This window comes from Streptomyces sp. S07_1.15, assembly GCF_020739505.1.
Lineage (GTDB): Bacteria > Actinomycetota > Actinomycetes > Streptomycetales > Streptomycetaceae > Streptomyces > Streptomyces xinghaiensis.
Map to the genome: position 1 here is coordinate 4,333,645 of NZ_JAJBZK010000001.1, position 15,444 is coordinate 4,349,088.

Annotated in this window: 11 protein-coding genes and 1 pseudogene; all 12 read left to right on the forward strand. The window is 73.0% G+C overall.

All coding sequences use genetic code 11. From position 1 onward, the window contains the following. Window positions 1-27 precede the first annotated feature (27 nt). The 12 genes and pseudogenes from rsmA to LIX60_RS18810 all read left to right on the forward strand — a co-directional run bounded on the left by rsmA (window position 28) and on the right by LIX60_RS18810 (window position 15,402). Window positions 28-996 (forward strand): 16S rRNA (adenine(1518)-N(6)/adenine(1519)-N(6))-dimethyltransferase RsmA, encoded by a 969-nt coding sequence (gene rsmA, locus LIX60_RS18755; RefSeq protein WP_227959480.1) that lies wholly within the window; start codon window positions 28-30, stop codon window positions 994-996. A gap of 141 nt (window positions 997-1,137) precedes the next feature. Next, entirely contained in the window at window positions 1,138-2,193 is a 1,056-nt protein-coding gene (locus tag LIX60_RS18760; RefSeq protein WP_227962826.1) for a 4-(cytidine 5'-diphospho)-2-C-methyl-D-erythritol kinase, read from the forward strand. Between the two features lie 138 nt (window positions 2,194-2,331). After that, on the forward strand, window positions 2,332-4,152 hold the full coding sequence (locus LIX60_RS18765; RefSeq protein ID WP_227959481.1) for an ABC-F family ATP-binding cassette domain-containing protein: 1,821 nt from the start codon (window positions 2,332-2,334) through the stop codon (window positions 4,150-4,152). 304 nt (window positions 4,153-4,456) lie between these two features. Beyond that, window positions 4,457-6,571 (forward strand): PQQ-binding-like beta-propeller repeat protein, encoded by a 2,115-nt coding sequence (locus LIX60_RS18770; protein ID WP_227959482.1) that lies wholly within the window; start codon window positions 4,457-4,459, stop codon window positions 6,569-6,571. A 325-nt stretch (window positions 6,572-6,896) separates the two neighbouring features. Further along, entirely contained in the window at window positions 6,897-7,577 is a 681-nt protein-coding gene (locus LIX60_RS18775) for a LuxR C-terminal-related transcriptional regulator (protein ID WP_227959483.1), read from the forward strand. A 333-nt stretch (window positions 7,578-7,910) separates the two neighbouring features. Continuing rightward, window positions 7,911-8,984: a galactose-1-phosphate uridylyltransferase gene (galT, locus tag LIX60_RS18780; RefSeq protein WP_227959484.1), complete on the forward strand. Its 1,074-nt coding sequence runs from the start codon at window positions 7,911-7,913 to the stop codon at window positions 8,982-8,984. Between the two features lie 14 nt (window positions 8,985-8,998). Further along, window positions 8,999-10,090 (forward strand): annotated as a pseudogene (gene galE / locus LIX60_RS18785) (UDP-glucose 4-epimerase GalE); the annotation flags it as partial. 215 nt (window positions 10,091-10,305) lie between these two features. After that, entirely contained in the window at window positions 10,306-11,460 is a 1,155-nt protein-coding gene (galK, locus tag LIX60_RS18790; RefSeq protein WP_227962827.1) for a galactokinase, read from the forward strand. Between the two features lie 336 nt (window positions 11,461-11,796). Further along, entirely contained in the window at window positions 11,797-12,573 is a 777-nt protein-coding gene (locus LIX60_RS18795; protein WP_227959486.1) for a response regulator transcription factor, read from the forward strand. 489 nt (window positions 12,574-13,062) lie between these two features. After that, window positions 13,063-13,872, forward strand: coding sequence for an ABC transporter substrate-binding protein (locus LIX60_RS18800; RefSeq protein ID WP_227959487.1), 810 nt, complete (start codon window positions 13,063-13,065; stop codon window positions 13,870-13,872). Between the two features lie 85 nt (window positions 13,873-13,957). Beyond that, the gene (locus LIX60_RS18805; protein ID WP_043470408.1) at window positions 13,958-14,611 is read left to right on the forward strand and encodes an amino acid ABC transporter permease; all 654 of its coding nucleotides are present in this window, start codon (window positions 13,958-13,960) and stop codon (window positions 14,609-14,611) included. Between the two features lie 14 nt (window positions 14,612-14,625). Beyond that, window positions 14,626-15,402, forward strand: coding sequence for an amino acid ABC transporter ATP-binding protein (locus tag LIX60_RS18810; protein WP_374117881.1), 777 nt, complete (start codon window positions 14,626-14,628; stop codon window positions 15,400-15,402). Window positions 15,403-15,444: the final 42 nt, after the last annotated feature.

Genomic DNA, 15,444 nt, shown 5'->3' on the forward strand with positions numbered 1-15,444 from the left:
TCCCCGCCGCGGCCGTAAGCTTCACGGGTGAGCACGAGCACCGACACCGACGGGCCCGGCCCCCTCCTGGGCCCCGCCGACGTCCGCGAACTGGCCGCCGCCCTGGGCGTGCGCCCCACCAAGCAGCGCGGCCAGAACTTCGTCATCGACGCCAACACGGTGCGCCGTATCGTCCGGACCGCCGAAGTGCGGCCCGAGGACACGGTCGTGGAGATCGGCCCGGGGCTGGGATCGCTGACCCTGGCGCTGCTGGAGGCCGCCGACCGCGTGGTGGCGGTCGAGATCGACGACGCCCTGGCGGCCGCGCTCCCGGCCACCGTCGGCGCACGGCTGCCGGAGCGCGCCGACCGCTTCGCACTGGTGCACTCGGACGCGATGCGCGTCACCGAACTGCCCGGCCCGCCGCCGACGGCCCTGGTGGCCAACCTTCCGTACAACGTCGCGGTGCCCGTTCTGCTGCACATGCTGGAACGCTTCCCCAGCATCGAACGCACGCTCGTCATGGTGCAGGCAGAGGTGGCCGACCGGCTCGCCGCGCCGCCGGGCTCCAAGGTGTACGGCGTGCCGTCGGTGAAGGCGGCCTGGTACGCGACGGTGAAGCGCGCCGGGTCCATCGGGCGCACTGTGTTCTGGCCGGCGCCCAACGTCGACTCCGGGCTGGTCTCGCTGGTCCGCCGTGCCGAGCCGCTGCGGACCGGGGCCGCCCGGGAAGACGTGTTCGCGGTCGTGGACGCCGCCTTCGCCCAGCGGCGCAAGACGCTCCGCGCGGCGCTCGCGGGCTGGGCCGGTTCCGCCGCCGCGGCGGAGGAGGCGCTGGTGGCCGCGGGGGTGTCGCCGCAGGCGCGTGGCGAGTCGCTGACGGTGGAGGAGTTCGCGGCGATCGCGGAGCACAAGCCCGGGCGGGAGCCCGGGACCGGCGCCGGTCCCGGCACCGCTGTCCGTACGGGCGGCGGGCGGACCGGCGGGCACGAGACCAGGCGCCGTCAGCAGCGGTGAGCAGCGACGGAGCGACCGGACGAACGATACGGAGCGCCCCCAGTGACCGGAATCAGCGCGCACGGGCAGCACAGCCCGAGCAGCCCGCACAGTCCCAGCGGCCAGGGCGGCGCGAGCGGCCCGGCCGCCCGGCCGGACCGGGTGGCGGAGGACGGGTCCGTCACCGTCCGCGTACCGGCGAAGGTGAATGTGCAGCTGGCCGTCGGCGGGCTCCGGCCGGACGGCTTCCACGACCTCGCCAACGTCTTCCTCGCCGTCGGCCTGCACGACGAGATCACGGCCGCCCCGGCCGGCGCGCCGGGCATCACCGTCACCGTCACCGGCCCGGATGCCGGCCAGGTGCCGCTGGACCGCACCAACCTCGCGGTCCGGGCGGCGGAACTCCTCGCCGCCCGCCACGGAATCGAGCCCCGGGTGCGGCTCCACATCGCCAAGGACATCCCCGTCGCCGGCGGCATGGCGGGGGGCAGCGCCGACGCCGCCGGGGCCCTGCTCGCCTGCGACGCCCTGTGGGGCACCGGGGCGAGCCGCGAGGAACTTCTGGACATCTGTGCGGAGTTGGGCAGCGACGTGCCGTTCAGTCTGCTGGGCGGTGCGGCGCTGGGCCGGGGCCGGGGCGAACTGCTCACCCCGCTGGACGTGGGCGGCACCTTCCACTGGGTCTTCGCCGTCGCGGACGGCGGCCTCTCCACCCCGGCCGTCTACCGGGAGTGCGACCGGCTGCGCGAGGTCTCCGGCACCGGCGCCGGCGTGACGGACATCCCCGATCCGGAACCGTCCCGCCCGCTCCTCGACGCCCTGGCCGCCGGGGACGCCGCCGCCCTGGCGGACGCCCTCATGGCCGGCGGGGCCGGCAACGACCTCCAGGCCGCGGCACTCTCGCTGCGCCCCTCCCTCGCGGACACGCTCGCGGCGGGGGCCCGGGGCGGCGCCCTGGCCGGCCTCGTCTCCGGCTCCGGCCCGACCACCGCGTTCCTCGCCGGGTCGGCACGCGAGGCGGAGCTCCTGGCTCGTGCCCTGCACGAATCCGGCACCTGCCGCACCGCCCGCGTCGCCGCGTCCCCGGCCGCCGGGGCGACCTTGCTCACACCGGCCCGCACCCCCGCCCCCACGGCCGCACCCGCGCCGGCGCCCACCCCCGAACCCGCCCCCGCACCCGCGCCCCCGGGCACGGCAGCCGCGCACCCGCCCGCGTAGGCAGCCAGCCGCCCGCGACCCGCCGCGCTCCGCGCCCGCGGGGTTGTCCACAGCCCGTCCGGCCGGCCCGCCCGCGGCGACTACCCTGGAAAGCACCCACACGGACGCCGCCCAGCGCGGCGTGGAATCAGGAGCGGAATGGCCACGAACCTCGTCAATCTGGAAGCCGTCGGAAAGGTGTACGGCACCCGTGCGCTGCTCGACGGCGTCTCCCTCGGCGTCAACGAGGGAGACCGGATCGGCGTCGTCGGCCGCAACGGTGACGGCAAGACCACCCTCGTCCGCATCCTCGCCAAGCTGGAGACCCCCGACGACGGCCGGGTCACCCACGCGGGCGGTCTCCGCCTCGGCGTGCTGACGCAGCACGACTCGCTCGACCCGGCGGCCACCGTCCGCCAGGAGGTCATCGGCGACCTCGCCGACCACGAGTGGGCGGGCAACGCGCGGATCCGCGACATCATCACCGGCCTCTTCGGCGGTCTGGACATGCCGGGCTTCCCGCAGGGCCCGGACACGGTCATCGGCCCGCTCTCCGGCGGCGAGCGCCGCCGGATCGCCCTCGCCAAGCTCCTCATCGCCGAACAGGACCTGATCGTCCTGGACGAGCCGACGAACCACCTCGACGTCGAGGGGATCTCCTGGCTCGCCGGCCACCTCCGGGCCCGCCGCTCCGCCCTGGTCGTCGTCACCCACGACCGCTGGTTCCTCGACCAGGTCGCCACCCGCATGTGGGACGTCCAGCGCGGCGCCGTCCACGAGTACGAGGGCGGCTACTCCGACTACGTCTTCGCCCGGGCCGAGCGGGAGAGGATCGCCGCCACCGAGGAGACCAAGCGGCAGAACCTGATGCGCAAGGAGCTGGCGTGGCTGCGCCGCGGCGCCCCGGCCCGCACGAGCAAGCCGCGGTTCCGGATCGAGGCGGCCAACGAGCTGATCGCGGACGTGCCGCCGCCGCGCGACACCGCGGAGCTGATGAAGTTCGCCAACTCCCGCCTCGGCAAGACGGTGTTCGAACTGGAGGACGTGACCGTACGGGCCGGTGAGAAGGAGCTGCTGAAACACCTCACCTGGCAGCTCGGCCCGGGCGACCGCGTCGGCCTGGTCGGGGTGAACGGCGCGGGCAAGACATCGCTGCTGCGGGCGCTGGCCGAGGCCGCGTACAGCGGCGGCGAGCGGCAGCCCGCGGCCGGGAGGATCAAGGTCGGCAGGACGGTCAAACTCGCCCATCTCTCCCAGGAGGTCGCCGAACTCGACCGCGGCTGGCGGGTGCTGGAGGCCGTCGAGCGGATCCGGCAGCGGGTCGACCTCGGCAAGGGCCGCGAGATGACCGCCTCGCAACTCTGCGAGAAGTTCGGCTTCACCAAGGAGAAGCAGTGGACACCGGTCGCCGACCTCTCCGGTGGTGAGCGCCGCCGGCTGCAGATCCTGCGGCTGCTCATGGACGAGCCCAACGTCCTGTTCCTCGACGAGCCGACCAACGACCTCGACATCGAGACGCTGACCCAGCTGGAGGACCTGCTCGACGGCTGGCCCGGTTCCCTGGTGGTCATCAGCCACGACCGGTACTTCCTGGAGCGCACCACGGACCGCGTCATGGCCCTGCTCGGTGACGCCACGCTGCGGATGCTGCCGCGCGGCATCGACGAGTACCTGGAACGCCGGCAGCGGGTCCTCGCGCAGGACAAGGCGTCCGCCCCGGCCGCCGCGCCCTCCGCGTCCCGGCAGAAGACGCCGGGCGGAGCCGGCGCCAAGGACGCCCGTGCCGCGAAGAAGGATCTCCAGCGCATCGAACGCCGGCTCGACCGCATCGGTGAGCAGGAGTCCGGGCTGCACGCCCAGATCGCGGAGAACGCCACGGACTTCGAGAAGGTGGCGAAGCTCGACGCGGAGCTCCGCGAACTCGTGGCGGAGCGCGAGGAGTTGGAGACCCGCTGGCTGGAACTCGCCGACGGGGTCTGAGCCGGCCCCGCCGGCGGCAGAGGTGCCGGGCCGGTCCGGGGGCGGCCGGACCGTGCGGCGGTGGCGGATCCGGAGTGCGGTGGCGGCCCGGCAACAAGCGCGTCACGGGCCGGTCTCAGCTGTTCGATAGCCGGGAAAGCGGCCGCTGCGCCGTTCGAACCTGGTGATACAAAGAGCCTTGCTCGCCCTGCCCTTGGCAGGCGGGCCTCGTGTCCGATTCGCTCCGTTCCGGAAAGCTTCACGCCCACCGGTGACGCGGGGGAGACCGATATCGGGCCATGTGCCCGCGTGAAGAGGAAAACTGATGTCGCAGCCGCCGCAACCGCCCAATCAGCCCCCCTCCGGTCCGCCCGGGGGCGACTCCCACTCCGATGCCGACGGGCAGGCCCAGGGCCAGGGCGGCGGCTTCGGCCCGCCTCCGGCGCCTCCGTCCGGCTCCGGCCCCGCCGAGCCGGATCCCGCGGATTCGTCCCGGCAGGATCCCGCCCAGTCCGGTTCCGCCCAGCCCGATTCCGCCCAGCCCGGTTCCGCGCAACCCGGTCCGGCCAAGCCGGATCTGTCGAAGCGGGAGGCGCCGGGAACGGAGCCGTCCCAGCCCGCCGGGGAGCCTCCGCAGCCTTCGGGGCAGCCCCCGCAGGCCCCGCAGGCCCCGCCGGCCCCGGCCGGCCCGCCGCCCGCCGGGGGCTTCGGCGCACCGGTCCCGCCGCCCCCGGGACAGCAGCCGGGCTACGGCTATCCCCAGCAGCCCCCGGGAGCGCAGCCCGGTTACGGCTACCCGCAGCAGCCCCCGGCCCAGCCCGGCTACGGCTACCCGGGCCAGCCGCCGTACGGCCAGCCGGGCCAGCCCGGTCAGCCGCCGTACGGCCAGCCCGGACAGCCGTACGGTCAGCCGGGTCAGCCCTACGGTCAGCCCGGACAGCCGCCGTACGGCCAGCAGCAGTACGCCATGTACCCGCCCACCGGCCCGATGCCCGCCGCGGGCATGCCGCAGGGCGGCGGCCAGGGCAGCAAGCAGCGCATGATGATCATCATCGCCGCGGCCGTCGCCGTGCTGCTGATCATCGGTGGCGGTGTCTTCTTCGCGGCCTCCGGCGACGACGACGGCGACGGCAAGAAGGACACGGCCGGGAACTCCTCGGGCGGCACCGGCGGGGACGACGGCAGCGGCGGTGACGGCAGCGGCGGCGAGAAGCCCGCGAAGACCGACGCCGAACTGCTGTTCTCCGTCGACAAGCCCAAGCTCACGGATGTCACCAAGGTCGACGGCCTCTGGGTGACCGACAAGGCCTTCGCCAAGGGCTCGCTCAACTCCGTGGTCGGCTACAACAAGGCCGACGGCAAGGAGAAGTGGACCCTGAAGCTGGCCGGCCAGATCTGCTGGGGTTCCAAGCACATCAGCGAGGACGGCAAGGCGGCGGTTCTCTTCCAGGACGGCAAGGTCGGCAGCGACGGCCGCGTCCAGCCGTGCAGCCGGGTCGCCGCGTTCGACGTCAACACCGGTAAGAAGCTGTGGGAGAAGCAGGTTTCGCTCGGTGACGAGAACGTGCGCTTCTCCGAGGTGACGGTCGGCCCGGACGTGGTCGCGGCAGGCGGCCTCTACGGCGGCGCGGCGTGGAAGCTCGACAGCGGCAAGGAGCTGTGGCGCCCCGACCAGACCTCCGACTGCGAGGACGCCGGCTACGGCGGCGGCACCGGGCTGGTCGCGGTGCGCAAGTGCGGCAGCTACGACGCCCCGAAGATCGAGGTGCAGAAGCTGGACCCGTCCTCCGGCAAGCCGCAGTTCTCGTACGACGTGCCGGACGGCGTCGACTACGTCCACGTCATCTCCACCGACCCCCTGGTCATCGGCATCGACGCCGGCGGCGCCGTCGGCACGTCCGACGTCATCGCGATCGACGACAAGGGCAAGATGCGCAGCCGCATCTCCACGGAGAACGGCAAGTACACCATCCGCTGCAGCGCCGTCGAGGTCGAGGACTGCAAGATGGTCGCCGTCGACGAGGACTCCCTCTACATGGGCACGGAGGAGCACGAGAGCCAGGAGGAGGACTACGGGCGGACCAACGAGATCGTCGCCTTCGACCTGGACACCGGTAAGGCGAGGGGCAAGGCGGAGGCCGGCGGACGCCGCGTCATGACGCCGCTCCAGATGGAGGACGGCACGCTCCTGGCCTACATGGAACCGACCTACGACCAGGGCGGCCAGGTGATGGCCATCGACCCGAAGACGCTCAAGAGCACGGTCTATCTGAAGAACCCGAAGGACTCCATCGAGACGGAGTCCAGCTACCGGCCGTCGCTGAACGTCCGGCTGCTCTACGAGGGCGGGCGGCTCTACATGGGCCAGACGCTCATGTCGGAGCGGAGCTCGTCCCTGGACCGCAAGGAATATCTGCTGGTGGTCTTCGGCAGCGAGTGATCCCGCTGTTCCGCCTCCGCGGCGGGCGGAAGGGCCCGGCCGGCACGTACGACGCGTGCCCGCCGGGCCCTTCGGCTTCTCGTTCGGCCTCGCGCGGCCTCTGCGCGGCTGCTGCCGGCCCCTGCGCGGCCCGTCCGCGGGCCTTCAGCGGCCCCGTCGCCGAACGATCTTCCTCTGACCGAGGCTGACGCAATCCAGTCCCGAATTGACTGGTATTCCGGCGTTCCATGGCGCTTTTCCCAGGTAAGGGGCGCGTGAGGCCGCACAAACGTGTAGCTTCCCCGTCCAAAGGAGCCCGGGGGCTTCGGGGATGGGGGAGGAGCTCATGGGCGTGCGGCTCATCGTGGTCGACGACCACCGTCTGCTCGCCGAGGCGTTGGCCTCGGCTCTCAAGCTGCGCGGACACCGCGTGCTGGCCGCCGCGGCGCCGGGTGCCGGGGCGGCGGACCTGGTGGTGAGCAGGGCGCCGGAGGTGTGCCTGCTGGGCACCGCGGCTCCGGAGGAGCCCGGCGCGTTCGATCCGGTGGTGCGGATCAGGCGGGAGCGGCCGCAGGTGGCGGTGGTCGTGCTCGGCCCGGTGCCGAACCCGCGCGGCATAGCGGCGGCCTTCGCGGCCGGCGCCTCCGGGTACGTACGGCAGGACGAGCGCATCGAGGGCGTGGAACGCGCCATGGTGAAGGCCCGCGCGGGCGAGGCGGCGGTGGCGCCGCAGTTGCTCCAGGGCGCGTTCGCGGAACTCCTCAACCCCGCCGCCCAGCCGGACGACGAGGCGACGCGGCTGCTGCGCATCCTGACGCCTCGTGAGGTCGAGGTGCTGATGCGGGTCGCGGACGGCGAGGACACCCGGGTCATCGCGGCGGGCATGGGGATAGCGCCCAGCACCGCCCGCACCCATGTGCAGCGGGTGCTGATGAAGCTGGGCGTCGGCTCCCGGCTGGAGGCGGCGGCGCTGGCCGCCCGCACGGGACTGCTGGACCGGGCGGCGGACCGGCCGGACCAGGGCTGAGCCCGGCGGCCCGGGCGCGGGCCACGGGGGGCACCGGCGGAAGCGCGGAGCCCGGGGCCCGCCCCGGGAGCGCGGAAGCCGTGAAGCCCGGAGCCCGGAAGCCGTGAAGCCCGGAGCCCGGAAGCCGTGAAGCCCGGAGCCCGGAGACCCGGCCCGCCGGGGCCCCGCGAAGGCCGATCCACGGTGGCTCCGGAGCCCTTGGCGGTGGCCGCCTCACTCACCGCGCCCGCGGCGCGGGCACACACCCCCAGCAGGCCCCTCGTTTTCTTCTGAGCTGTTGTGTTGGATTATGTTTGCTATCGTTCTGCCAGGAGAACATCGCTAGGAGCCCCGGTGAAGAAGACGGTGACGAAGCTCGCGGACGGCCGTGAGCTGATCTACTACGACGCCGACGGCACGGCCGGCAGCGCCGTCGCCCCGCGCGACGCCGCCGACCGGCGGCCGCTCGGCTCCGTCGCCACCGCGTCGGAGATCCGCCGCGATCCCCTCCTCGGTGACTCCGTCGTCATCGCCTCCCACCGCCAGGGCCGCACCTACCACCCGCCGGCGGACGCCTGCCCGCTCTGTCCCTCCCGTGAGGACCGGCTCACCGAGATACCCGCCGCCGACTACGACGTCGCCGTGTTCGAGAACCGCTTCCCCTCCCTCACCGGCGACGCGGGCCGCTGCGAGGTGGTCTGTTTCACCGCCGACCACGACGCCTCCTTCGCCGATCTCACCGAGGACCGCGCCCGGCTCGTCCTGGACGCCTGGACGGACCGGACCGCCGAACTGTCCGGGCACCCCGGCGTCGAGCAGATCTACTGTTTCGAGAACCGGGGCCGCGAGATCGGCGTCACTCTGGGCCACCCGCACGGCCAGATCTACGCCTATCCCTTCACCACCCCGCACACCGAACGCGTCCTCCGCTCACTCGCCGACCACCGCGAGCGCACTGGTGGCAACCTGTTCGACGACACCGTCGCGGACGAACGCAAGGACGGCAGCCGCGTCGTCGTGGAGGGCGAGCACTGGACGGCCTTCGTGCCCTACGCCGCCCACTGGCCGTACGAGGTGCACCTCTACCCCCGCCGGCGGGTGCCCGACCTGCCCGCGCTCGGCGAGCAGGCCCGTGCCGAGTTCCCGCGGATCTATCTGGACCTGCTGCGCCGATTCGACCGGGTGTTCGGCCCGGACGAGCCGCCCACCCCGTACATCTCCGGCTGGCACCAGGCACCGCTGCGCGGATGGGAGGAACGCCCCGTGGAACGCGAGGAGTTCGCGCTCCACCTTGAGCTCTTCACCATCCGCCGCACTTCCGGCAAGCTGAAGTTCCTCGCGGGTTCCGAGTCCGGCATGAGGGTGTTCATCAACGATGTGCCGCCGGAGACGGCGGCGGCACGGCTGCGTGAGGTGGCGGACGAGTGAACGGGAGCGGGATCGTGAACGGACGCGGGACCGGAAGCGGACGCGGGGACGGAAGCGGACGCGGGGACGAGAGCGCGGCCGGGCGGCCGGGTGGCGCCACCGGCGGGCAGCCGGGCGGCGGGCGGAAGTACCTCGTCACCGGCGGAGCCGGCTACGTCGGCAGCGTCGTCGCGGCGCATCTGCTCGACGCCGGCCACCGGGTGACCGTGCTGGACGACCTGTCCACCGGCCACCGCGAAGCGGTCCCCGCGGGCGCGGAGTTCATCGAGGGCCGCGTCCAGGACCTGACCTCGCCGGCCGGCGCGGGCCGGCTCGACGGCTCGTACGACGGCGTGCTGCACTTCGCCGCGTTCTCACAGGTCGGGGAGTCCGTGGCGGACCCGGAGAAGTACTGGCGCAACAACGTCGGCGGCACCATGGAGCTCCTCGCCGCGATGCGCGCCGCCGGAGTCCGCCGGCTCGTCTTCTCCTCCACCGCCGCCACCTACGGCGACCCGGAGTCCGTGCCCATCGCCGAGACCGACGCCACCGCGCCCACCAGTCCCTACGGCGCCTCCAAGCTCGCGGTCGACCACATGATCGGCGGTGAGTGCGCCGCCCACGGCCTCGCCGCCGTCTCGCTGCGCTACTTCAACGTCGCGGGCGCCCACCGGTCCGCCGGCGGCTCCCTCCACGGCGAGCTGCACGACCCCGAGTCCCATCTCATCCCGCTGGTGCTGCGGGTCGCGCTCGGCCGGCGGGAGGCCGTCTCCGTCTACGGCGACGACTACCCGACGCCGGACGGCACCTGCGTCCGCGACTACATCCACGTCTCCGACCTCGCCGAGGCGCACCTCCTCGCCCTGGACGGCGCCGCCCCGGGCGAGCACCTGATCTGCAACCTCGGCAACGGCAACGGCTTCTCCGTCCGGGAGGTGATCGAGACCGTCCGCCGGGTCACCGGCCACCCGGTCCCCGAGAACGCCGCCCCGCGCCGCCCGGGCGACCCGGCCGTGCTCGTCGCCTCCGCGGAGCGCGCCCGGAACCGGCTGGGCTGGAAGCCCGCGCGCCCCGGACTGGCCGATATCGTCCGGGACGCCTGGGAGTTCGCCCTGGGGCGGAACGACGGCGCGGAGAAGGCGCCGGCGGAGCATGGACCGGTGGATCACGGACCGGCGGAGCGCGGGACGGCCGGGAACCGGACGGCGGAGCACGAGAGCGGAAGAACGGCGGAAGCGTGACGGACCAGCAGACGGCCGGCGGGACCCACGGCCCCCACCGGACCCCCGGGGCCGGACCGGGCGCCCGCACCGGAACGGAAACCTCCGAGACGGACGGGCCCGTGCCGGACGAGCACCTCGCCGGCACCTTCGCAGCCCTGTACGGCTACGCGCCCGAAGGACTGTGGGCCGCCCCCGGCCGCGTCAACCTCATCGGTGAGCACACCGACTACAACGACGGATACGTGCTTCCGCTGGCCCTCCCGCACACCGCCCGCGCCGCCGTGTCCCGCCGCGACGACGGCGTGCTGCGCCTGCACTCCGGCGATGTGCCCGGCGGCGTGGTGGAACTGCGCGCCGACGCCCTGGAACCCGGCGCGTCCGGCTTGGGCTGGGCCGCGTACCCCGCAGGCGTGGTGTGGGCGCTGCGCGACGCCGGCCACCCGGTCAGCGGCCTGGACCTGCACCTGAGTTCGACCGTCCCGGTCGGCGCCGGACTGTCCTCCTCCGCCGCCCTGGAGATCGTCACCGCGCTCGCGCTCAACGACCTCCACGGACTGGGGCTGCGCCACTGGCAGTTGGCGCGGCTGGCGCAGCGCGCCGAGAACGTCTTCGTCGGGATGCCCTGCGGGATCATGGACCAGACGGCCTCCGCCTGCTGCACCGCGGGCCACGCCCTGCACCTCGACACCCGCGACCTGACTCAGCGGCAGGTGCCGTTCGACCTCGCCGCCGACGGGCTGTGCCTGCTGGTCGTGGACACCCGCGTCCAGCACGCCCTGGGCGACAGCGCGTACGCGGAGCGGCGCGCGAGCTGTGAGGAAGGCGCCGCCCTGCTGGACGTCCCCGCCCTGCGCGACGTCGCCTTCGGGCAACTGGACGAAGCACTGTCCCGGATCGGCGGCGAGACGCTGCGCCGCCGGGTGCGCCATGTCGTCACCGAGAACCGGCGCGTGGAGGAGGTCACCACCCGCCTCGGGGCCGGGGACACGCGCGGCATCGGCCCGCTGCTCACCGCCGGGCACGCCTCGCTCCGCGACGACTTCGAGGTGTCCTGCCCGGAGCTCGACCTGGCGGTGGAGTCCGCGTGTGCCGCGGGCGCGCTCGGAGCGCGGATGACGGGCGGCGGCTTCGGCGGCTCGGCGATCGCGCTGGTGGAGGAGGCGTCGGCGGATACGGTGGCGAAGGCGGTCACCGCGGCCTTCGCGGCGGCCGGGCACCGTGAGCCCCGGGTCTTCCCGGCCGTACCGTCGGCGGGCGCGCGCCGGCTGGCCTGAACCGGCCTCCCGGCGCGCGGGGGTACCGGCGGGCACGCGGGCGCACATCGGCATTCCCAGTCGATTTCTTGCACAAGAAGTAACAGCGAACACAGGTCGAACGTCCGGGGCGAACACTTTCGCCAATCCACTTCACTTGTCGGAGTGCATCCGTACGCTGATGCTCAGCACCGGTGGGGGCCGGTGCCGATGCAGGGGGCGAGGCGGTCGGGTACGGCGCCCGGGGTGGGTCCGGTACGGCGGCGGCCGGCCGGGAGCATCCCGGCCACGGCCCCGGGCGCCGGAGCAGCCGGGCGCCGGGCCCGCTGGATCGTCCCGATACAGGGGGGTTCCTCAGTGACAGTCATTAGGGTGCTGGTGGTGGACGACCACCGCATCTTCGCCGAATCGCTCGCCGCCGCTCTCGCCGCCGAACAGGACGTCGAGGTGGCGGCGGCGGGCAGCGGACCGGCGGCGCTGCGCTGTCTGGAGCGGGCCGCCGCGGACGGCCGCCGGTTCGACGTCATGCTCGTCGACGCCGACCTGGGCTGCGCCCCGCCGGTGCCCGGAGCGGCGAGGAAGGGGCCGACCGTCATCGGCACCGCCCGGGCCGGCGGCGCGGAGCGCGCCGTGGACGGCATATCCCTGGTCGCCGGTGTCCGCGAACGGCGGCCCGCGGTCCGTACGGTGGTGCTCGCCGAGCGGGACGACTCGGCGCGCGCCGCCGCGGCCCTGCAGGCCGGGGCCTCCGGCTGGGTCGCCAAGGACTGCTCGCTCTCCCGGCTGCTGGCCGTCATACGCGGTGTGCTCCGCGGGGAGACCCATCTGCCGCCCGCTCTGCTCACCGGTGTGCTGCGGGAGCTGACGGCGGCGCGCAAGCATCGCACGGAGAGCGAGCGGCTGGTGCAGTCACTGACCCCGCGGGAGCGGGAGGTGCTGCGGTGCATGGTGGCGGGCCTGGGCCGCAAGGCTGTCGCCGAGCGGCTGTTCCTCTCCCCGCATACGGTCCGCACCCATATGCAGAACGTCCTGGGCAAGCTCGGCGTGCACTCCACTCTCGCCGCGGTCGCCCTCGCGCGCCGCGCCGGGGTGGGCCCGGCGGAGGACCTGCCCGCCGTCGGCAGCACGGGCTGACGCGCACCGCCGGTATCCCTCCCGGGTAGCCGGTGCGGGTGTCCGTTTCCCGGCGCAGGGTATCGGCTCTCTCGGCCGCCCGGTCCGCCGCCGCCCGGTCCGCCACCGTGCTGGTTCGCCACCGGTCCGGTTCGCCGCCGCGCCGGCCTGCCGTCCTCGGGCGGGGCCGCGCCCCTTCCCGTCTCGCGTCACCGATCCCGTGGTGCCCGCCCGCGGCTTCTGCCGCCGTTCCGGACGCGGGCCCCGGGGGGTTGTCATGAACCTGCCTTGCTCTTCGGCTTCCGGCCGCCTCGGCGGCGACCGCCCCGGGTGTCCGTATAGCGGACTCCGGGGTCCGGCGGTGCTTCCCAAAACGTAACCAGCGGCCGCGCTTCCGACTGTTGACAGTCATCTGCGCAGGTCAGTAGTTTCCCCGGAACCGATCAATCGATCGACTGGTTGTGGCTCGCGGATCGTGGAGGCTCGGCAATGCGGATATCTGCAGGACGTGTGACAAGACGTACGGCACTGGCACTCACCGGCTCTCTGGTGATGGTCCTGGCCGCCGGATGCGGCAGCGGTGACGCGGACTCCGAGAGCGCTCCGGCCCGCGACTACCAGCTCGTCGAGGACGGCAAGCTCACCTTCGCGATGAGCGGCCAGTACCGGCCGTTCAACTACTTCGAGGACGACGGCACCCTCGCCGGCTTCGACCTGGAGCTCGGCAACGAACTGGCGAAGCGCCTCGACCTGAAGCCGAACCCGGTCACCGGACCGTTCAACTCGCTGGTCGCCGGACTGAAGGCCAAGCGGTACGACCTGATCGTCGGGTCCATGTCGGCGACCGACGAGCGGAAGAAGCAGGTCGACTTCACCGGCGAGTACTACCTCTCCGGCGCGCAGCTGTTCGTCGGCAAGGACTCCCCGGTCAAGTCCGTCGACGACCTCAAGGACGCGAAGGTGGGCGTCGTCCTCGGCACGACCTTCGAGGAGTACGCCAAGAAGCAGCCCGGGGTTGCGGAGGTCAAGACCTACAGCAGCGACAACGAGGCGCTGACCGAGCTGGGCAACGGCCGCATCGACGCGGCGATCACCACGAAACTCCTGGGCCTCTACCAGATCAAGCAGACCGGCATCGCCATCAAGCCGGCCGGCGACATCCTCTTCCCGGACCCCGCGTCCATCGCGAGCCAGAAGGGCAACCCGAAGCTCACCGCCGAGGTGGACAAGGCCCTCGAAGAGATCAGGGACGACGGGACCTACGCCGAGCTCAGCGAGAAGTGGTTCGGCGTGGACATCAGCCCGGACAGCCAGTCCTGATCACCCACCGATCCCCCCGATCCCCCGGCCACCCCTGATGACCCGCTGACGACGGCCGGCCCGGCTGCCCGAGGAGAACCCCGTCATGTCTGTTCTGGACGGCTTCAGCCGTTCCCTGCCGCTCATGCTCGAAGGGCTGCGGATCACCCTGTCGCTGGCCGCGCTGGCGGTGGTGTTCTCCCTGGCGGTCGGGTTGGTCGTCGCCTGGATGAGGATGAGCCGCTTCGCCGTGCTGCGCTGGCTCGCCCAGGGCTATCTCGCCATCATCCGGGGCACGCCGCTCGTGGCCCAGCTGTTCGTCATCTACTACGGCCTCGTCACGATCGTCGACATCTCCTCGTTCTGGTCGGCGGTGATCGGCCTGACCGTGCACACCGCGGCCTATATGGCGGAGATCTTCCGCTCCGGTGTGCAGTCGGTCGTCAAGGGCCAGACCGAGTCGGCGCGTTCCCTCGGCATGAGCCGGACGCAGGCGCTGCGGATCGTGGTCGCCCCGCAGGCGTTCCGGTCCATCCTGCCCTCGCTCGGCAACCAGTTCATCATCGCCGTCAAGGACACCGCCGTGGCCTCCTTCATCACGGTCCCCGAACTGTTCATGCAGGCGCAGAAGCTGGCGGCCGCGACCTATGAGCCGCTGACCTACTACCTGATATCCGCCGTCTACTACCTGGTGATCGTGCTTCTCCTGACGGCGCTGCTGCGCCGGCTGGAGCGCCGGCACTCCCGTTACGCGATCTGAGAGGCGCCCACCCCATGCCACACCCCGACAGCGCCCCGGAGAACACCCCGCCGACCGCCCCGCTGGTGGTCATGCGGCGGATCCACAAGGCGTTCGGCGCGCACACCGTGCTGGACGGAGTGGACCTGTCCGTGGACACCGGTGAGGTCGTCGTCCTCATCGGCGCCTCCGGAGCCGGCAAGAGCACCCTGCTGCGCTGCGTCAACGGCCTGGAGCGCATCGACTCCGGCGGGATCGTCATCGACGGCCAGGAGCTCCGCTACGACGAGAAGTCCCTCAACCTCATGCGCCGCCAGGTGGGGATGGTCTTCCAGCACTTCAACCTCTGGCCGCACAAGTCGGTGCTGGACAATGTCGCCACCGCCCCGGTCCGGGTGGCCGGACGGGACCGGGACGAGGCCCGGGAGACCGCTCTCGGACTGCTGGAGCAGGTCGGGCTCCGGCAGTTCGCGGACCGCTACCCGATGAGCCTGTCCGGTGGCCAGCAGCAGCGGGTGGCCATCGCGCGGGCGCTGGCCATGCGGCCGAAGGTGATGCTCTTCGACGAGCCGACCAGCGCCCTCGACCCCGAACTGGTCGGCGAAGTCCTCGCGGTGATGAGGGACCTGGCCGACTCCGGAATGACCATGATGGTGGTCACCCACGAGATGCGGTTCGCGCGGAACGTCGCCGACCGGGTCGTCCTCATGGCCGACGGCGGGATCGCCGAAGAGGGGCCTCCGGCGGAGGTGCTGGACAACCCGCGCAGCGAGCGGGGCCGCGCCTTCCTCCGACAGGTGGAACGGGCCTGACCGGGCGGCCACGGGCCACCGGCAACCGGCCACCACGGCGGC

Bases quoted from the DNA above. Each gene is read 5' to 3' on its own strand.
- LIX60_RS18765 (WP_227959481.1), top strand. From the start codon at position 2,332: ATGGCCACGAACCTCGTCAATCTGGAAGCCGTCGGAAAGGTGTACGGC.
- LIX60_RS18770 (WP_227959482.1), top strand. From the start codon at position 4,457: ATGTCGCAGCCGCCGCAACCGCCCAATCAGCCCCCCTCCGGTCCGCCC.
- LIX60_RS18775 (WP_227959483.1), top strand. From the start codon at position 6,897: ATGGGCGTGCGGCTCATCGTGGTCGACGACCACCGTCTGCTCGCCGAG.
- LIX60_RS18805 (WP_043470408.1), top strand. From the start codon at position 13,958: ATGTCTGTTCTGGACGGCTTCAGCCGTTCCCTGCCGCTCATGCTCGAA.
- LIX60_RS18810 (WP_374117881.1), top strand. From the start codon at position 14,626: ATGCCACACCCCGACAGCGCCCCGGAGAACACCCCGCCGACCGCCCCG.